The sequence below is a fragment of the Arsukibacterium sp. UBA3155 genome, assembly GCA_002364615.1.
Classification (GTDB): domain Bacteria; phylum Pseudomonadota; class Gammaproteobacteria; order Enterobacterales; family Alteromonadaceae; genus Alishewanella.
Map to the genome: position 1 here is coordinate 275,141 of DEYP01000019.1, position 20,159 is coordinate 295,299.

Here is a 20,159-nt window from a genome sequence, read left to right on the forward strand (position 1 = left end):
CAATGCCTTTCAATGTAAAAAAAATGCTCAGACTGAGCGCGCTGGCGGTGACCTTAAGTGTGTTGGCCGGCTGCGGTGATTCGACCGAGCCAGGCCAAGAGCTGCTAACCTGTAACGTACCGCAAATACCGAATGCTGGTGGCAGTGCCTGTATCGACCCACCACCGCTTTCCTGCCCGACCGGTACCTTTCCTGATGCCAGCAATGAAAGCTGCGTCAGTGGTCGCGATCCAAATGCGCCCGACCCGGTAGTGTTTGCCGGCGAAAACCAGGCCGTGTTGTTTTACAACCGACCGCAGGATGATGCCTACGATGGTTATCGGCTGCATACCTGGAACAACGAAGCCTGCGACGCCTATGCCGCTTCATCAGTCGCGTCTGCCTGGTCCAATGGCCTGATTCACGATGGGGTTGACCCGAATTACGGCGCTTACTGGATCCTTGACTTAAAGCCTGGCTACGCCGGTACCGCTGAAGCCTGTGGTAACTTTATTATTCATATCGGCACTGAAGATTCCGGCAAAGATCCTGGCCCGGACATGAAAATGCCATTGTCGCAGGATGACCCCGATTTTGCCCGGATGAACTGGGTATTCTCAGGCGTAAACGGTGTGTTTGAATTCCCGATCTTATCATTGGGTGTCAGTATTCAGGGCGCATCAGGCCACTGGCTTGATACCAATACCTTTATCTGGAACGCCGCGGCAGCTGACACGGCGCCGGTGGTAAAGCTGTTTTATTCAGCGGATGCTGAGCTGGAAGTCAACAATAATGACGAGCTGGAAGGCAGTAGCATTGAACTAACGCCGGTAGAACTGAGCGATGCGCAAAAAGCGTTGGTGCCGCATATGGCCAACGCTGCTGCGTTTAGTGTTGATTTTACGGCAGATGAAGCGAAAACAATGGCGAAAAACCAGTTGGCGCTGGCTGCTTACAACAGCGAAGGTGAACTGGTTGCCGCCAGTTATGTGCAAGTAGCCAAAGTGCTGGACGCCTTGTACGCCAGTGGCGAAAGCAGTGCCCTGAATGCCAACTTAGGCGTGCAGTATGCGGATGGTAATATTAGCGCTGCCGTATGGGGCCCGACAGCTCGCAGCATGACCTTAAAAGTGTATAACAGCGATAAAACCGTGGCCGCCAGCCACCCGATGAGCCTGGATGCGCAAACCGGCGTCTGGTCTTATTCTGGCGCAGCTACAGCGCTGGACCGCAAATTCTACCGCTATGAAGTCACGGTCTATCATCCGTTAACCCGGGCGGTGGAAACCATTGAAAGTACCGATCCCTATTCGGTTAGCTTATCGACCAATGGCCGTTACAGCCAGTTTGTTAATCTGGACGATGACGATCTAGCCCCAGAGGGTTGGAGCGATCGCACTGTGCCGGTGGTCGCGAACCCGGAAGATAGCGTCATTTACGAAGGTCATGTTCGTGACTTCAGTATCCGTGATGCCAGCACCTCAGCGGCCAACCGGGGTAAATACCTGGCGTTTACCGAAATGGACTCTGCGCCGGTAAGTCATCTGAAAAAACTGGTTGATAACGGCTTAACCCACTTTCATGTATTGCCATTAAATGATCAGGCCAATATTGAAGAGCGTGCAAACCGTCGGATTAACTTAACCGATACCGTAGCACAGCTGTGTGCGTTAAATGCCGATGCGCCGGTCTGTGGCGTGGAAAGTGACAGCGCGACGCTGCAATCTCTGCTGGAAGGTTATCTGCCCTACAGTGATGATGCGCAGGCACTGGTTGAGTCTATCCGTCGGATTGACGGCTTTAACTGGGGCTATGATCCACATCACTTTATTGCGGTAGAAGGCAGTTATGCGTCCAATCCGGAAGGTGCGGTACGTATTAAAGAAGTGCGTGCCATGGTTAAAGCGTTAAACGATATTGGCCTTAGGGTGGCGCTGGACGTGGTATATAACCATACCAGCAGTTCAGGCCTGTTTGATAACTCGGTATTCGATAAACTGGTACCGGGCTACTACCACCGTTACAACGAAGTCAGCGGCACGATTGAACGCTCTACCTGTTGTGAAAATACCGCGACCGAACACAAAATGTTCGACAAGTTTATTAAAGATTCGCTGGTTATTTTAGCCCGTGACTTTGGCTTTAATGATTTCCGCTTTGACATTATGGATCATCACCCGAAAGACAACCTGTTAGCGGCCCGTGAGGCAGTAAGAGCTATTGATGCTAAGGCCTATTTCTACGGTGAGGGCTGGAACTTTGGTGAAGTAGCAGATAACCGCTTATTTACCCAGGCTAAGCAGCAGGATATGGCCGGTACTGAAGTGGGTACCTTTAATGACCGGATCCGCGAGGGTGTGCGTAGTGCCGCTATTTTCAGTGGTGTTAATGACGATGGCAACCTGGCCGAGCAGGATATTATCCGCATCAGCCTGGCCGGCACCCTAAAAGATTATGTGCTGAAAAACTATCGTGATATTACCGGCCCGGCTTCCAGTGCTAACTGGAACGGCCAGGCAGCAGGCTACGCTGAAGATCCGGCAGATATTATCAACTATGTCTCTAAGCACGATAACGAAACGCTGTGGGATATTCTGCAAAGCCGGTTACCTCAGCCATTAACGGTGACTGAGCGGGTACGGGCGCAGAACATGGCTATTGCCATTCCGTTAATGAGTCAGGGTATTCCGTTCCTGCAAATGGGTGGTGACTTCCTGCGTTCAAAATCGATGGACCGCGACAGCTATGACTCAGGTGACTGGTTTAACTATGTTGATTTCACCATGCAAACCAACAACTGGGCAGTAGGCTTACCACTGGCCGAGAAGAACCGTGATAGCTGGGATAGCATTGCGACTTTATTCCTGAACCCGAATGCCAGAGCAAGCAGCACCGATATTATGTTTGCGTCTGATGTGTTTGCTGAGTTTCTGGCTATTCGAAGTGGCAGCCCGCTATTTCGTTTAACCACCGGCCAGGATGTCATCGACCGGGTGGGCTTTCATAATATTGGCAGCAACCAGACCCAGGGTGTGATTGTCATGTCGATTGACGATGGCAGCGGCCTGACCGATTTGGACCCGATGCACGATGCGTTAGTGGTAATGATTAACGGCACGGCGCAGGAGCAGTCACATACCGTGCCTACTGCCGCTGGTTTTGACTTACATCCGCTGCAACAAGCGTCTGCTGATAGCATGGTAACCATGGCCAGCTTTACTGCCGGTACTGATGAAGGCACCTTTACCGTGCCAGCCTATAGCATGGCGGTATTTGTCAAAGCCCAGCAGGGTGAGCAAGGCCCTGGCTTAGCGGCCGATGCTACCTTAGGTGCGCCGGATATTCCGCCATACCAGGCGACAACCGTGTTTGTTCGCGGCGGTATGAATGGCTGGGGTGAGGATGATGCCTTTAACTATGCTGGTGCGGGTATTTACAGCGCAACATTGAATATCGACGCAGGTAGCTATGAGTTTAAAGTTGCATCAGCTGACTGGTCTGCAGTAAATCTGGGTGCAGGGGCTGCGGGTAACCAGGTTGTGGTTGATACGCCTATTGTTATTGAACCAAGTAATGACAACCTGCGGATAGACATACCAGGTACTTCTGCTTATGTGTTTACCCTAAACGCGGTAAATGCTGCGGCGCCTACTCTGACGGTAAGCGAGTATGTACCGTACGGTTCCACTACTGTGTTCCTGCGAGGTGGTATGAACGGCTGGGGCGAGGCCGATGCCTTTGAGTATCTTGGCGCCAACCTGTACAGCGTGGATATCAGCATTACGGCAGGCAGCTACGAGTTTAAAGTAGCCTCCAGCGACTGGGCCACAGTAAATATGGGCGCAGGCCCAGCTGGTGCCACAGTAACCGAGGGCACACCACTGCGTATTCAGGGCAGTAATGACAACCTGAATATGAACTTTGCCGAAAACGCGGTATATAACTTCTTGTTAGATGCCACGTTAACCGAAACACCAGAGCTAACGGTGACCAAGCAATAAGCCGTTAAGAATGATAAAAAGCTGCAGCCGGTCTGCAGCTTTTTTTATGTCTGTTAGTAAAACGAAACGCTGCGTAGCGCCAACCGCTTAAGAAAGCTGGTCTATACTAATGCAGGTTTTACTGTAAAAGGAGACGCTGAATGAAGCAGGTGTTAGTGAGTATTGTTGGATCGGTACTGTTATTAAGTAGCCAGCAGTTGCTGGCGCAGGAGCAAGGGCAAAGTATGCATTGCCAACTGGGTGAGGCAGTACGGGTTATTGAGGTGAACTACCCAGAGGGTGGCGAGCTGCCCTGTGAAGTGCAATACACCAAAGAGGGGACGACCGCTGTGCTGTGGCAAGCCAGTAACGAAGCGGGCTATTGTCAGCAGCAGGCTGCGAGCTTTGCCGATAAACTGCGGGGCTATGGCTTTGAGTGCGTGGCCATGGCAGCAGCAAACAAGGCTGAGGCCGGCGATGACAGTCAGTAACTGGCTTTAGGGGCAGACTAAGCTGTCAGTGCGCCCTGCTGCTAAATTGTTAGTGTGCCCTGCTTTAGTGTGCCAAAGTGCTGAGCAGCTGCTTTGCCTGTTGCCTGGTGGCCTGCTGCGGCTCAGTAACCGGTGCAGGGGTTAATAACGCACGCTGTAAATAGCCCTTTGCTTCGCCAGTCCTACCGGCTTTTAGCAGTATTTGCGCCGCCTGCAAATTGGCATTAGCGTCATGTGGCAGCGCATCAGCAATTATTTTTAAGATTTTTAGCAACATATCGCCATCGCCCTGTTGGTGATAATACTGCGCATTGCGGTTTTGCAGGCTTAACCAGTCCAGGTTGCCCTCTACATACGCCTGTCCCCACTGCTGCTGCACCGTTTGTGCAGGCGGGAACTGCACCTGTTGCGGCTCCGGGCTAAACGGATAATCGGCTTTAAGCTGTAAAATACGTAAATAGCCCGCGTACTCTTCGGCTGGGGTAATGGGTCGCTCCTGCCAGGCAATTTCTGGGGGGACCGGCTTCTGCCAACTGCCCAGTGCCTGATTGCGCCCCAGCGCTTTATAAAAACTGTCTGCCAGCAAAAAATAACCCTGCACGTTAGGATGCAAATGCTCCAGCAGCAGGTTGTTTCCTAACAGGCCCGCTGGCGAGTTAGCGATAAACGCCGCTTCGCTGTCAACCAGAGTCGCATTGTAGCGGCTTGCCAGCTCGCGAATTTTCTGGTTAATGGCTTCGGGTGCCCGAAAACGCAGTAAATCGTGATCTTTGGCCAGCAGAAACTGTGATTTCGCTTGCTCAGGCTGACCACACCGCTGGTAATGTTGACCCAGTTGATAGTGAAAATCGGCTGAGTGCTCGGCAGCTGCCTGTAAGGTGAGCGTGGCAAGCAAAGCGGCATCGGTGCTGTTTGCTGCACCCGTCTCGGTATTGGCCTTTGCCAATTGTTGCAGCAGTGGTGCTGCCATTGCCGGGATCGGTTTGCTGTTAAACGGTGGTTGGTCGGCTACATTACTGACCAGCGTGCTGATATACACCGGTATGCCAGCGCGCTGATACTTAGCCAGCAACCGGCTGATATTGGCATCAAACTGCTGAAGCCCGGCCTGGTACTGGGCTGAATCTAAAACAATATTTTTCTCGCGTGCTACCCGGGCCATAAAAGTGCGGCTGCTTTCATCGGCGCCCTGCAGCGGCTGGTTCAGCTGCTGATACAACTGCTCCATTAACTGAAAACTATGTAATTTACGCAAGCTGATAATCAGCCGGGTAGCGGCAGGGCTTTGGCTGGCCAGATAGTGCGAACCCACACCGAGTAACCCCAGATATTCGTTGTGGCCGGAATAAATGAGTACGGCATCCGGTTTAATGGCAATAATTTCATCAGCCAGATCCAGCAAGGTGTAACTGTTAACGGCTGCGAGCGCAGTATTCACCACCTCGACCCGTTGTCCGGGAAAGGTGCGACTTAACCGCTGCTCCAGCATGGTAGCCAGCGAGGCTCCGCCGCCATAAGGATAACCCGCCGCGGTAGAGCCACCTTGCACCACCAGCCTGATGGCGTTATCAGGCTGGTCTGCCAGCAGAAACCCCGGTTCCATTTTAACGGTTGGCAGCTGAGTATTATTGGCAAAATAACGTTTAACAATATCGGTTTCAGTTACCAGATAAGCCGGATTGGCCGGGTTTGGTTTAAACAAAGGCCAGTTATCACCAGCGCCGGTTGCCCGTAACGCCAGTTCTGCCAGTACGACAACCAGCAGCGGTAATGCCAGGGCAATGGCCCGAAATATCCAAATTCGCATCCGGCTTAGTCTCCTGCTGTCAGTTGTTGACGTAATTGCTGTTGCTGGCGCTGCGCCACGGGGTGGCCTGGCTCCCGCCTTAATATGTGTTCAACTTCAGTTAAGGCCCGTGCCAGCTGTTGCTGGTAGTAGTAAGTGCGGGCCAGCATTAAGCGGTAGTTGATATTGTCCGGCGCACTGGTAACGGCTTTACGCTGATAATAACCGGCCAGCGCGAATTGCTGGCTATCGAAATACAGTTGTCCTGCCACAAAAGCCATATGACTCTCGGTAGGCAACGCATCAGATAATAACGCCGCAACTTTGGCGGCATCGCTAATCCGGCCTTGCTGCTGATACAAGGTCACTAAACGCTGGCTGGCCTCAAGCCAGCTTAAGCCATTGCTGCGCTCGCGTGCCAGCGCAATAAAGGGGTTGCTACTTGGCGCAAAGTTGACCGGTTGCCGCGAAGAGACAAACGGATAATCAGCGGTCAGCTGGCGCACCTTAAACTGTGCCAGGGCCAGGTCTACTTCTGTTAAGGGCATATCGGCCAGCGCCTGGGACGGGGTAACGATGTTGTCGGTAGTGTTAAGGCCAAGTTGCTGCTGCACCGCTGGTAAAAACGCTTCAGCCAGCCAGAAATAGCCCAGCTGATTGGGGTGCAAATGCTCCAGCATCAATGGTTTACCAATAATGCTATCAGCGCTTTGCTGGCGTAGCATGGCCTCCCCATCAACCAGCGGCAGCTTAAAATCGCTACTGAGCCTGGCTAGCGTGGCGTTAATGGCCTGTGGCGCCCTAAAGCGCAGTAAATCATGCTCGCGTGCCAACTGATAATGGATCAGGGCCTGCTGTGTATCGCCTTGTTGCCGATACAGCCCCGCCAACTGAAAGTGCCAGCTGGCAATATGGGGTTCGGTAATCAGGGCCTGCTGCAATTGCTGGATTGTCGGATCTGGATGAGCCGGCTTGGCTGAGACAAAAGGCGGCTGATCGGCTTCGTTACTGGCAATAGTACTGAGCAGTACCGGAATGCCAGCTGTCTGATACTGGCTTAGTAGCAGGCGCATATTGGCGCTGAACTGGTTAATGCCGGCATTAAACAAGGCGCTGTCTTTCGCTATTTCAGTATGACGGGCAATTTGCGCCATCATGGTTCGCTCTGCCGTAAAGGCTGGGGGCGCACTTAGCCAGGCACTAAGACGCTGCAATGCCTGAAACAACGCCAGCTTTCGCAGCGTTAAATACAGCAGTTTAGTGCCGTGGCTATACTCACCGGCAAAGGCAGAGCCCACGCCCAATACCCCTAAAAACTCATTATGACCGGCATATACCAGCACCAGATCGGGCTTAAGAGCAATGACTTCGTCGCTGATATCGAGCAGGGTGTAGGAGTTTATCGCCGCCATCGCCAGATTGATTACTTCAATATGCTGCTCCGGGTACAACCTTTTTAAGCGCTGTTGCAACATGGCCGCCGGCGCGCCCCAGCGGCCGTAGGGAAAGCCTGCGGCCGAAGAACCACCAATAAAAATGATCCGCTGCAGGCCAGCGGGTTTGTCAGAGAGAAAATACTGGGTATCGGGGCTAACCTGCGGCGCCAGCTCCGGCGTAGCAAAGTAGCGGTTAATCAACGCCGGGTTGGCTTGCAGGTAACCTGGCATCGTCGCCACCGGCACGGTTAACGGATAACGCTGGTACAGGCTGCTCTGGCGCAGCAGTAATTCTGCTGCCAGGATCAGCAGCAGTGGGATCGCCAACGCGATACTGTAAAACAGCACGTTACTGCGGCGGGTTACGGTGGCTGCTGAAGCAAGAGTAGTCGGCATGATATTCGGTATAAACGGCAGAATAACCATGACGGTACCCGATGTTTTCGGGGGCAGCAAGTTTTGGCGCATTTGAACTACCGCCCGTTGTCAATTAAGGTTACTTTAGATAAGGGTTTTATAATGGATGGTGCGGCAGTAGCCGGCTTATGCAATATATTCTGGGTATTTCCTGTTTTTATCATGACAGCGCCGCCTGTTTGCTGGCCGACGGGGTTATTGTGGCCGCGGCGCAGCAGGAGCGTTTCAGCCGGATAAAACACGACGCGGCGTTTCCTGTCGATGCCATAAGTTATTGTTTAACTGAAGCCGGCATTGCGGTGACTGATTTAAGCACCGTGGTGTTTTACGATAAACCGCTGTTAAAGTTCGAGCGTTTGCTGGAAACCTATCTGGCCCATGTACCGCGGGGTTTTCGCTCTTTTCTTAGTGCCATGCCGGTATGGCTGAAAGAAAAATTGTATTTAAAAACCGTGCTGCGCCGCGAGCTTCGCACCCTGGCAGGGCTGGATAAAAAAAAGGCGTTGCCGCAGTTATTGTTTAGTCAGCATCATCAGGCGCATGCCGCCTCAGCGTTTTATCCCAGCCCTTATCAGGAGGCTGCTGTAATCTGTCTCGATGGCGTCGGCGAATGGGCTACTTCAACAATATGGCAGGGTAAAGATAATACCCTGACACCCTTGTTTGAACTGCAGTTCCCACATTCGCTGGGTTTACTCTATTCTGCTTTTACCTATTATTGCGGTTTTAAAGTGAATTCGGGTGAATATAAGCTGATGGGGCTGGCGCCGTATGGCGAGCCGCGCTTTGTTCAGACCATTTATCGCGAACTGGTTAGCGTTAAATCTGACGGCAGCTTTGCGCTTAATATGGCCTATTTTAGCTATCCGGCGGGTTCAAGGATGGTAAACCGCAAGTTCGAACAGTTATTTGGCATGCCGCCGTTAGCTCCGGATGCGACGCCCAGCCAGTTGTATCTGGATTTAGCCTGCTCGGTGCAGCAGGTTACCGAAGAAATTGTACTGAAAATTGCCCGCCATGCTCATAAGCTGACCGGGGCCAGTAAGTTATGTCTGGCTGGCGGCGTGGCCCTTAATTGTGTCGCTAATGGCCGCCTGTTGCGGGAAGGCCCGTTTAAGGAACTTTGGGTACAGCCAGCAGCGGGGGACGCCGGCGGTGCCATAGGGGCGGCCATGCTGGTCTGGCATCAGTATTTTCAGCAACCCAGAGCGGCAGATGAGCAGCACGATCAGATGCAGGGTAGCTATTTAGGGCCGGCTTACAGTGATGATGAAATATGCAGCTTACTGGACAAGCAGCAGATCCCTTACCAGCAATTAAGCGATAACATGTTATATCACACCACCGCCGGTTTACTGGCTGCCGGCCAGGTGGTGGGCTGGTTTCAGGGGCGGATGGAATTTGGTCCCCGGGCTCTGGGTAACCGTTCTATTCTGGGCGACGCCAGAAGTGCTGCCATGCAAAGCATTCTTAATTTAAAAATTAAACAACGTGAATCGTTCCGGCCATTTGCCCCGGCCGTATTAACTGAACACGCCAGCGAGTATTTTGATCTCAGTTCACAAAGCCCCTATATGTTGCTGGTGGCGAAGGTGAACCCCGAATTATGTATCAGTCTGCCGCCAGAAACCCGGGGTTTAGCTAAACTGGCAGAGCAGCGCTCAAGCCTGCCGGCGATAACGCATATTGATTACAGTGCCAGGGTGCAAACGGTGAGCAAATCGGCTAATCCGCGGTTTCATCACTTACTGCAAACCTTTCACGAATTGACGGGGACGCCAATACTGATTAATACCTCGTTTAATGTCCGGGGCGAGCCACCGGTGTGTAGTCCGGCTGAAGCGTTAAAGGGCTTTCTGGCAACGGACATGGATTATCTGGTGCTGGGCAACTGTGTGCTCAGTAAGGCTGAGCAGGATCCGGCACAATTGGCGGCAGCCAGATTGCGCAGTTTTGCAAATGATTAACCCGTTGCCCACTAAGGATGCATTATGCAGTTACTGCTAAAAACCGACCGTAGCGGCTTACGTACTTTTGGCTGGCAAATGGCTATTGCCCTGCCGTTAGTGTTTTCGCTGTTGCTGCCCTGGTTATTTGGTTATTTTAGCGTGGCGACACTGCCCCTATGGCCGCTGGTGTTGTCGGCCATGCTGCTAATCATGGCGTGGTGCTGGCCAACCGGACTGTATTATCCGTACCGCGGGTGGATGGCATTTGCCGCAGTGATGGCCTGGATAAACACACGGTTGCTGCTGGGCCTGGTTTTTTATGTGATGTTATTGCCGCTTGGCCTGGTGCTGCGGCTCTTCAGTAAGTTGCAATACCAGCATAAACCCACTGGTGACAGCTACTGGTTAGCGCCCGATAAGGTACCAACCGCGAAAGATTTAGAGGATCCATTTTAATGCAGGAATTTTTAACTGATTTATGGGCTTTTTTGCGGGTTCGTAAAAAAATATGGTTGTTACCGGTTGTTCTGGTGCTGGCCTTACTGGGCGCGCTGGTGGTGGTAAGCCAGCAATCGGCCTTAGCAGGGTTTATTTATACGCTATTTTAGCCCGGATTTCGCTGTTGCCAGCATCACTATTGGCTAATAGCGCACAGATCCTGTAAGCTGCACGCCCTTCAAAACGAGGGCCACTGCAGCTGCGGCAGATTTTTCTCGCAGCCTTTATTGCGGGATAACGCATGCAATTTACCGATTTAAACCTGTCGAACGATATTCTAAAAGCCATTAGCGACAAAGGCTACACCTCACCGTCACCCATTCAACAGCACGCTATTCCGGCCGTATTATCAGGCAAGGACTTAATGGCCGCGGCCCAGACCGGCACCGGCAAAACCGCAGGCTTCACCCTGCCGCTATTACACATGTTAAGCGAGGGCAGTAGCCAGGGCCGCAAAGTGCAGGCCAACCAGGTACGGGCGCTTATTTTAACGCCCACCCGTGAACTGGCAGCGCAAATTGCCGAAAGTGTAAAAGTGTATGGTAAATACCTGCCACTGCGCTCAGCCGTAGTATTTGGTGGCGTTAGCATTAACCCACAGCTGATGGCTCTGCGCAAAGGCGTGGACATTCTGATCGCCACGCCAGGCCGGTTACTGGACTTATATCAGCAAAACGCCATGCGTTTTACCCAGTTAGAAGTATTGGTGCTGGATGAAGCCGACCGCATGCTGGATATGGGCTTTATCCGCGACATTAAAAAAATTCTGGCACTGTTACCGGCCAAACGGCAGAACTTGTTGTTCTCGGCTACCTTTTCCAACGAAATCCGTACCCTGGCTAAAGGCTTGTTGCACAACCCTGTAGAAGTCACGGTAACACCACCTAACAGCACCGTTGAAAAAATAGAGCAGTGGGTCTATCCGGTAGATAAAAACCAGAAAGCCGCCGCGTTAATTGCGCTGGCCAAACAACATAACTGGCAGCAGGTACTGGTATTTACCCGTACCAAGCACGGTGCCAATAAACTGAGTTTACAGCTGGAAAAAGCCGGCATCAGCGCTTTGGCTATTCATGGTAATAAAAGCCAGAACGCCCGCACCAAAGCACTGGCCGAGTTTAAAGCCGGCACTATCCGCGTGCTGGTGGCGACCGATATCGCCGCCCGGGGCCTGGACATCGATATGCTGCCGCAAGTGGTCAATTTTGATTTACCGCATGTTGCTGAAGATTACGTGCACCGTATTGGCCGCACCGGCCGTGCTGGTAAATCGGGTCAGGCAATATCGTTAGTATGTGCTGATGAATCAAAAGAACTGGCCGGCATTGAGCGTTTAACCAAACAGCAAATTCCACGGCAGGTGGTAGCCGGGTTTGAGCCGGTGCAGCAATTGGCTGACAGTAACCCAAACAGCAAACCTTACCGGCCGAAAAAGCCAAAAACAGAGCACCGTGACGGCCGTCGCTCGCCCCGCAGTTAATCAAGGATAGAGCAGATACCGCCCTGTCGGTATTTATACAGTACTTATATCAATGCCACGTTACTTACGTGGCTTTGAAAAGTTCACTTCCCCAAAATTAAGCTGAATATAAACTGAATAGTGCTTGACGTTGTTAACAATTGCGGTTGAAATGTGCACTGTTGAGCTTATTGAGCTGCCCATGCCGCAAAAATTTCATTTTATTTCTGGTTTACCCCGTTCTGGTTCAACCCTTCTCGCCGGTATTCTTCGCCAAAACCCGCGCTTTCATGCCTCTATGACAAGCCCGGTAGTAGGATTAGTTAATGGTGCACTCGAGCAAATGGGCGCTGCCAGCGAGTCTTACTCCTTTTTTGACGAAGCAAAACGTAAGCGCATTTGTCGCGCCTTATTCGATGCCTATTACGCCGATAAACCGCAACCGGTTATTTTTGACACCAGTCGCAACTGGACAGCCAGGCTGCATCAGCTAGTAGAGCTGGTTGACGATTTTAAAGTGATTTGCTGCGTACGGAATCCGGCCTGGATTATGGACAGCTTTGAAGTTATATATCGCAAAAACCCCTTTGACTACAGCCGCATGTTTAATGCCGCCAATCGGCAAACGGTTTATAGCCGTTGTGAGTCATTAATTAATGCCGGTGGTGCGGTAGGTGCTGCCTGGACAGCATTAAAAGAAGCCTATTACGGCGAATACTCCGATAGATTACTGTTGGTAGATTACGACCTGCTGTGTCAGCACCCTGTGCGGACGCTGGAACTCATTTATCAATTTCTTGGCGAAACACCGTTTAAACACGACTTTGAACAGGTAGATTACGAAGAAAGCGAATTTGACCAAAAGTTAGGCGTTAAAGGGCTGCATACGGTGAGAAAAAAAGTTGATTTTAAACAACGCCGCAGCATTTTACCGCCCGATTTATTTGTGAAATATCAGGATATGGATTTCTGGCAAGATCAGGCCGGCACTGCCGCCAACATTATAGCTGGCAAAAAAACCACTAAGCTCGCTAGCGCAGACACGGAAACATCATCACTATGAAGAATTTTTTACTCACTAGCTTGTCATCTGTTTTGCTGCCCATTGCCGGCTATGCTGCACAACCCATGGGCAGTTACCAGCGCAGCTACCTGAGTGCAGCAGCGCCTTCTGCAAACGGCATACTCTCTAGCGGTACTAGCCATAAACAGCCACTTTCTGCTACCAATACCCAAGCAGACACCGCCGATATGCAGCTTGAACTGCAGCAGGCTATGCCCGTAAACGAGCTGTTTATTGTGGATGCAGCACTGAATGCCGCGGATAAAGCTATCTTGCGCCGGGCAATAAAACCAGGGGTGGCGTGGGTAGAACTGGAAGGCACAAGCTCTGGGTTAGCACAGCTGAAACAGGCACTGGCACCTTATGCTAATTTGGCAACAGTGCGTATATTTTCCCATGCTAGCGCCGGTGCGCTGTCGCTAGGTGGCAGCCATGTTGATGCAAACAGCTTAATGCAGCACCCCGACACTTTTAGCGTGCTAAATAAAGCATTGCGTAAAGGCGGCGATTTACTGTTTTACGGCTGCGAATTAGCGCAAGGTGCTGACGGTGAACAGTTTATTGATATTCTAAAAAACAATACCCATGTAGATATAGCGGCCTCGAATAACCTTACCGGCAATGCCGCTTTGGGCGGTGACTGGGATTTAGAAATTCATAAGGGCGACATCAACGCCTCCCCACTGGAACAGTCAATAGCACTAAAAGACTTCACTAGTGTTTTAGAAACGTTCAACTTTACCGTTTCAGATGTAACAAACCAGGGCGGAACAACAAGCGCTGATGATGTTATTGTCAATGAATCGGGTCCCAGCACAAACTTCTCTCTAGTCGTTAATGGTGCAACTCGAGGTGTTGATGCTAATGCAGCGTTTCGTGAATATGCCTACTTGGGTTATGACGGCGGTATGGGCACTGAAACCTCCGTTACTTTAAGCTTTACGGGAAGTCAAACATTTGATCCGGCTAGTTTACATATCACTAACTGGACATATGGTACTGCTACTTTTACGTTTACCAGTAACATCAGTGGCAGTGTTTCAACCTCATCTTTAGGATTCGGAACTAGCCAACCTGTTAATCTGTCGGCCTTGGCAGCCAATACCTCTGTTATTACCATAACAGCCAATGTCCCATTTAAAGCTGGGTTAGATGACATAGTATTAGAAAACATTGTTGCACCTGACACCACACCGCCAACCTCTTCTATTGTAGTCGCCGATACCGCATTAAGAGTGGGTGAAAGCTCGCTGGTGACGATCACATTCAGTGAAACCGTTGTTGGTTTTACCAACGCCGATTTAACTATTGCCAATGGCGCACTAAGTGCAGTCAGCAGCGTCAATGGCGGCATTACCTGGACAGCAACCCTGACGCCAACTGGCGGCGTTACCGATACTACCAATGTGATTACGCTGAATAATACCGGAGTTACTGATCTAGCAGGCAATGCAGGCACAGGCTCCACGAACTCAAATAATTACGCCATCGATACCGTCCGTCCAACGGCGTCCATTGTGGTTTCCGATACGGCATTAAGCATGGGCGAAACGTCGCTGGTTACGTTCACATTCAGTGAAGCGGTAACCGGCTTTACCACCGCCGATCTCACCACCGCTAACGGCGCAACAAGCGGGTTGAGCTCCAGCGATGGTGGCATTACCTGGACTGCGACGTTAACGCCCACCGCCAACGTTACCGATGCCAGCAATGTGATTACGCTGGATAACACCGGCGTTGCTGATGCCGCCGGCAATGCCGGTAGTGGCACCACCGATTCCAATAATTATGCTATTGATACTGCGCGGCCAACCGCTAGCATAGTCGTGTCAGATACCGCGCTTGCAGCAGGCGAAACCTCGCTGGTTACCTTTACCTTTAGTGAGGCCGTTACTGGTTTTACTATCGCCGATCTCACCACCGCTAACGGCGCAACAAGCGGGTTGAGCTCTAGCGATGGTGGCATTACCTGGACTGCGACGTTAACGCCATCCGCTGGTGTCACCGATGCCAGCAATGTGATTACGCTGGATAATACTGGTATTGTTGATACAGCAGGCAATGCAGGCAGCGGCACTACGGATTCTGGCAATTACGCCATAGATACCACGGCACCTAATGTGGCTTCCGTTACCGTACCGGCCAACGCAACTTACGTTAGTGGGCAAAACCTGGATTTCACCATTAGCTTTGGCGAAAACGTCACGGTAAACACCGGCGGCGGCACGCCACAACTAAGCCTGACGGTAGGGGCTACCACACGCCAGGCGAGCTATGTCAGTGGCTCAGGCAGTAGTGCCTTATTGTTCCGTTATACCGTGCAAAGTGGTGACGCTGACAGCGACGGTATAGCTATCGGCACCTTAGCCAGCAATGGTGGCATGCTAAGAGATGCGGCTGGTAATAATGCTAATTTGACATTGAACTCAGTAGGTTCGACAGCATCCGTGTTAGTGGATGCGGTAGCGCCAATTGTATCTTCGGTCAACGTACCTGCTAATGGCACTTATGTTAGTGGGCAGAATTTAGACTTCAGCATTAACTTTAGCGAAAACGTCACAGTAAACACCGGTGGCGGCACGCCGCAATTGGCCATTGCCGTGGGCGCAACAACCCGCCAGGCAAGCTACATTAGCGGCAGTGGGTCCTCCGCGATACTGTTTAGCTATACCGTTCAAGCTGGTGATAACGACAGCGATGGTATTAGTATCGGCACCTTGTCTGCCAATGGCGGCACCTTAAGCGATACAACAGGTAACAATGCCACCCTAACCTTAAATAGCGTAGGGGCAACCACCTCGGTATTAGTTGATGCCTCAGTACCCACTGTGGCTTCTGTTACCGTACCCGCCAATGCCACTTACGTCAGTGGGCAAAACCTGGATTTTGCGGTGAACTTTGATGAAAGCGTCACGGTCAACACAGCAGGTGGTACACCGCAATTGGCCATTACCGTGGGTGCAACCACTCGACAAGCGAGCTATGCAAGTGGCTCAGGCAGCAGTGCCTTATTGTTCCGCTATACTGTACAAACGGGTGATAACGACACCGATGGTATAAGCATTGGCACCTTGTCTGCCAATGGCGGCACGTTACGGGATGCTGGAAACAATGACGCGACCTTAACCTTAAATAGTGTAGGGGCCACTACCGCAGTATTGGTTGATGCCGTGGCACCTGATGTGCCATCAGTACCTGATCTTACAACAGGCTCTGATACCGGCGCATCCAGCACCGACAATATCACTTTTGACACCACTCCTACCTTTGCGGGTACCGCAGAGCCAAATAGCACGGTGACAATAACGTCTTCGATTGATGGCAGCCTGGGTAATACTGTCGCCGATGGCTCAGGTAACTGGTCATTTACCGGCAGCGGCGTAACGGCGGGTAACCACAATATCACTGCGCAAGCTGCTGACACCGCAGGAAATACATCGGCTGCGTCCGGTGCCCTTAGTATCAACATTGACACCACTGTACCCGCGATTAGTTATGCCGCCTTTGACCAAAATCAGGTAACCACCGAGAACCAGACAGCGCTGAGTGTAACGGTTAATGGTGCAGAAATTGGCACGACTGCAAGCTATAGCATTAGCAGTAGTGGCGGTGGAACCGCCGTAACAGCGTCTAATCTGGCGGTTACTGAAGCTGCGCAACAATTTACCGGCATAGACCTATCGGGCCTGGCTGACGGTGCAATTGAACTTAGCTTTACATTGACAGACACTGCCGGAAACACCCGGAATGTTCTAAATTATCTGTACAAAGATTTGTCAGCCCCGGTAAACAATGTACCTACGGCGGTAACGGTTAGTACGGTAGAAACCCTGGCGTTTATCGGCGCAAACCTTATAAGCGTAACCGAAACCAGTGAACTTACCACCGTGCTGAGCGTCAGTAGCGGCAGTTTTTATGTCGACGAGGGTGCTGCTTCCTGTATGACAATTACCGGCAACAATAGCGGTAGTGTGTCGATTACAGGCCTGGCATCAAACGTCAATGATGTGTTGGCCACACTGGTTTATACCCCAGATGCGGCCGGTGACTTTATCATTTCTGTCGTATCTACCGATCAATTTAGCAACAGCGATACGGATACCATTGCGCTGTCAGTTACGGCTAGTGCTTTACTGGCAACATCGGCACTAGACTCTGGTCTGGATGCGACAATAGACACCAACTTTGATACCGACAAAAACGACGGTGACGGCTTAAGCCTGCGTGAAGCGCTGCATTATGCGCGTAGCGGCGACACCATTACCTTCGATTTGGATAGCAGCACCGCCGGTAACCAAGGCGGTACTATAAGCTTAAATGGCACCGCTTTGGTAATGGCGCACAGAGGTGTGACGCTTAACGGTGATGTAGATGATAACGGTACTACAGACGTTACCGTTTCCGCCGGGAACAATGGCCGCGTGCTAACCATGAACGCCAATGTTACAAACATCACCATCGAGTCGATGACCCTAACGGGCGGCTCTGCAGTTTCTGGTGGTGCTATTTATATGGACGCCGGTAGCAGCTTAACTACAAAGAACGCCGAAATCAGCAACAACAATGCGATATCCGGTGCTGCAGTTTATGCCGTGCAGGGGGCAAGCCTGACGCTGATCAATACGGCAATGAGCGGCAATAATACCGACTCACATGGTGGCGCCATTTATCTGGCGGACAACGGTACCGTGTTGAACCTGATTAACAGTACCTTAAGGGGTAACTATACGTCGGGCGAGAGTGCGCAAGGTGGTGCTATTTATGCGTTGAACGGCGCTACGGTAAATACAGTAAACAGCACACTTAGCGGTAACAAGACAATCGGCAATTTTTCTGCTGGCGGCGCAGTGCGCTTAGACAATGCAACCGGTAACTTCTACAACAGTACCATTGTAGGTAATGCCGCCGCAGGCACCACCGGTGGTGTGTCGGCCAATAGCAGCGTGAATTTTGTTAATACCGTGGTGGCTGGTAATACGGCAGGCACCGGTGCAACAGCAGATAATAGCGGCTCGGCAATAGCGACCGGCGGCACGCTGGCAGACACCAGTGGGCCTGTTACCAGTGCCATTAACAGCTATTTCGGCAGCGTGGCCGATATTGTCAGTGATAGCAACAGTTTAAATGGCCAGGGTACCGATAACCTGCTGCTGGGTAACCTTGCCTTTAATGCTGCAGGTAAAGTACTTACGCACCGTCCGTTGAATGGCAGTGCTTTAGTTGCCGCTGGCATCAATGCCAACCTTCCCGTTGATACTTACGACCTGGACAATGACACTAACACTACTGAGGCGTTGCCAGTGGATGCCAATGGCCGTGCGCGCATCAGTGGCATTGTCGATATTGGTGCCGTTGAGGGCAATGCTACCCCTGTACTAAGCAATGTTAACGGCGGCGCTAACTATGTTGAAGGTGACGTTGGCGTACTAATAGACAGCAATGCCACGGTAAGTGATGACGACTTAGACGCACGTAATAGCGGTGCGGGTGATTACAACGGAGCAGCGCTAACTCTGGTGCGCCAGGGTGGCGCAATAACCACAGATGTATTTGGCTTTAACGATGGCAATGGCATTAGTTTGTTTAGTGCCAGCCTGCTGAAAAACGGCCAGAGCATTGCCAGTGTTAACAGCAGTGTTGCCGGCCAACTTAGCCTGAGCTTCACCAACGTCAACGGCGAAACGCCTACCCGTGCTGATGTTGCGGTAATATTACAACAACTTACCTTTAGCTCCAGTAGTGATGAGCCAGGCAGCAATGCCAGCATCAGTGTTACCTTTACCGATGACGAAAGTGCCAGTGCAACTGCCATTGCGGTGCTTAGCATTACTGACGTTAATGACCCTCCGGTCTTTACTGTCTCTGCGCTAAACCCAAGCTATACCGAAAACGGGCCAGCGGTTGCGGTATTCTCCAGCGCCAGTGGCAACGCGGTAGAGTCCAGCCAGACTATCGAAGGCTTTTACCTGAGCATTGCCGATGTTGTGGATGGCAGCAATGAAGTTCTGAATATCTACGGCGAGGATTTGCCGCTGGTTGAACGGCTAGGTATTTCAAGTGCAGGCCAACCTTTGCATTTCGAGGTTACCTTTGCTGGTGCAACGGCGACGGTCTATATCGGCGCGGAGGACATTGACCCGGCTGATATGCCTGCGGTTATTGACAGCATAACCTATCGAAACACCAGTGAAAATCCAGGTACCATAAATCGGATTATAACCCTGGTCCGTGCACTGGACAGCGGTGACTCTAATAATGGCGGCTCTAACAGCAGCCTCATCAATACGGCTTCTACTGTCACGGTAAATGCTGTAAATGATGCGCCTGTTATTACGGTGACGCCACCGCTTACTATCAACCAAGGTGTGTTTTATGATTATACCCCTATTGCATCAGACATTGATCCAGATGCAACACTGACATTTGATGCGGTAAATTTACCAGGCTGGTTAACCGTCGATACCTCAAACGGTCGTATATTTGGTACACCGCAACAAAGTGATGTCGGCGTTTACCCATTTGAAATTTTTATTCGCGTCAGTGATGGTATCGAGCAAGTTTGGTCTTCACCATTTATTATCACTGTTGTGAATGTTAACGATGCACCGACGATTAGCGGTTCACCAGCGACAACTGTGGCACAAGACACTGCCTACAACTTTGTACCCACCGCAGCCGATGTGGATACGGATACGACGTTGACTTTTAGCATCACCAATAAGCCAAGCTGGGCAATGTTTAACAGTGCAACTGGCGCCTTAAGCGGCACGCCGGCTAACAGTGATGTGGGCGTGACTAATGCAGTTATAATTAGTGTGTCGGATGGTAGTTTAAGTGCGACATTACCGGCCTTTAATCTGAGTGTCACCAATGTCAATGACGCTCCAACGATTAGCGGTTCACCAGCTACGACCATAGCGCAAGGTGCTTTATATAGCTTTACACCTACAGCAACTGACATAGATGCTGATGCTGCTCTGACTTTTAGCGTTACCAATAAACCAAGCTGGGCAATGTTTAACAGTGCAACTGGGGCCTTAAGCGGCGCGCCGGCTAACAGTGATGTGGGCGTGACTAATGCAGTTATAATTAGTGTGTCGG

10 protein-coding genes are annotated in these 20,159 nt (G+C 51.3%); 8 read left to right on the forward strand and 2 right to left on the reverse strand.

The window, feature by feature from the left end; genetic code table 11:
• Positions 1-2 precede the first annotated feature (2 nt).
• Both B2X65_RS09610 and B2X65_RS09615 read left to right on the forward strand, forming a co-directional pair.
• Entirely contained in the window at positions 3-3,980 is a 3,978-nt protein-coding gene (locus tag B2X65_RS09610) for an alpha-1,6-glucosidase domain-containing protein (RefSeq protein ID WP_290612271.1), read from the forward strand.
• Positions 3,981-4,120: 140 nt separating this feature from the next.
• Positions 4,121-4,450, forward strand: a complete 330-nt coding sequence (locus B2X65_RS09615; RefSeq protein WP_290612273.1) for a hypothetical protein — start codon at positions 4,121-4,123, stop codon at positions 4,448-4,450.
• A gap of 64 nt (positions 4,451-4,514) precedes the next feature.
• Here B2X65_RS09615 and B2X65_RS09620 read toward each other — a convergent pair whose 3' ends face one another.
• Both B2X65_RS09620 and B2X65_RS09625 read right to left on the reverse strand, forming a co-directional pair.
• Positions 4,515-6,257, reverse strand: a complete 1,743-nt coding sequence (locus B2X65_RS09620) for an SGNH/GDSL hydrolase family protein (RefSeq protein ID WP_290612275.1) — start codon at positions 6,255-6,257, stop codon at positions 4,515-4,517.
• Positions 6,258-6,262: 5 nt separating this feature from the next.
• Positions 6,263-8,140 carry a tetratricopeptide repeat protein gene (locus B2X65_RS09625; RefSeq protein ID WP_290612276.1) on the reverse strand — a complete coding sequence of 626 codons (1,878 nt, stop codon included), beginning with the start codon at positions 8,138-8,140 and terminating at the stop codon, positions 6,263-6,265.
• A 77-nt stretch (positions 8,141-8,217) separates the two neighbouring features.
• On the opposite strand from B2X65_RS09625, the gene B2X65_RS09630 reads away from it, so the two are divergent.
• The 6 genes from B2X65_RS09630 to B2X65_RS09655 form a co-directional block, all read left to right on the forward strand.
• Positions 8,218-10,056 (forward strand): carbamoyltransferase family protein, encoded by a 1,839-nt coding sequence (locus tag B2X65_RS09630; protein ID WP_290612278.1) that lies wholly within the window; start codon positions 8,218-8,220, stop codon positions 10,054-10,056.
• Positions 10,057-10,080: 24 nt separating this feature from the next.
• On the forward strand, positions 10,081-10,494 hold the full coding sequence (locus B2X65_RS09635; RefSeq protein WP_290612279.1) for an SxtJ family membrane protein: 414 nt from the start codon (positions 10,081-10,083) through the stop codon (positions 10,492-10,494).
• On the forward strand, positions 10,494-10,646 hold the full coding sequence (locus B2X65_RS09640; protein WP_290612281.1) for a DUF5989 family protein: 153 nt from the start codon (positions 10,494-10,496) through the stop codon (positions 10,644-10,646). Before B2X65_RS09635 ends, B2X65_RS09640 begins: the two co-directional genes overlap by 1 nt.
• Before the next feature lie 131 nt (positions 10,647-10,777).
• Positions 10,778-12,016 carry a DEAD/DEAH box helicase gene (locus B2X65_RS09645; RefSeq protein ID WP_290612283.1) on the forward strand — a complete coding sequence of 413 codons (1,239 nt, stop codon included), beginning with the start codon at positions 10,778-10,780 and terminating at the stop codon, positions 12,014-12,016.
• Positions 12,017-12,140: 124 nt separating this feature from the next.
• A complete protein-coding gene (locus tag B2X65_RS09650) occupies positions 12,141-13,058 on the forward strand; it encodes a sulfotransferase family protein (RefSeq protein WP_290612285.1) in 918 nt (305 codons plus the stop codon).
• The coding region (locus B2X65_RS09655) for an Ig-like domain-containing protein (protein WP_290612287.1) at positions 13,055-20,159 on the forward strand (7,105 nt) is incomplete at its 3' end. The genes B2X65_RS09650 and B2X65_RS09655, both read left to right, overlap by 4 nt.

Bases quoted from the DNA above. Each gene is read 5' to 3' on its own strand.
- B2X65_RS09610 (WP_290612271.1), top strand. From the start codon at position 3: ATGCCTTTCAATGTAAAAAAAATGCTCAGACTGAGCGCGCTGGCGGTG.
- B2X65_RS09615 (WP_290612273.1), top strand. From the start codon at position 4,121: ATGAAGCAGGTGTTAGTGAGTATTGTTGGATCGGTACTGTTATTAAGT.
- B2X65_RS09620 (WP_290612275.1), bottom strand. From the start codon at position 6,257: ATGCGAATTTGGATATTTCGGGCCATTGCCCTGGCATTACCGCTGCTG.
- B2X65_RS09625 (WP_290612276.1), bottom strand. From the start codon at position 8,140: ATGCGCCAAAACTTGCTGCCCCCGAAAACATCGGGTACCGTCATGGTT.
- B2X65_RS09630 (WP_290612278.1), top strand. From the start codon at position 8,218: ATGCAATATATTCTGGGTATTTCCTGTTTTTATCATGACAGCGCCGCC.
- B2X65_RS09635 (WP_290612279.1), top strand. From the start codon at position 10,081: ATGCAGTTACTGCTAAAAACCGACCGTAGCGGCTTACGTACTTTTGGC.
- B2X65_RS09640 (WP_290612281.1), top strand. From the start codon at position 10,494: ATGCAGGAATTTTTAACTGATTTATGGGCTTTTTTGCGGGTTCGTAAA.
- B2X65_RS09645 (WP_290612283.1), top strand. From the start codon at position 10,778: ATGCAATTTACCGATTTAAACCTGTCGAACGATATTCTAAAAGCCATT.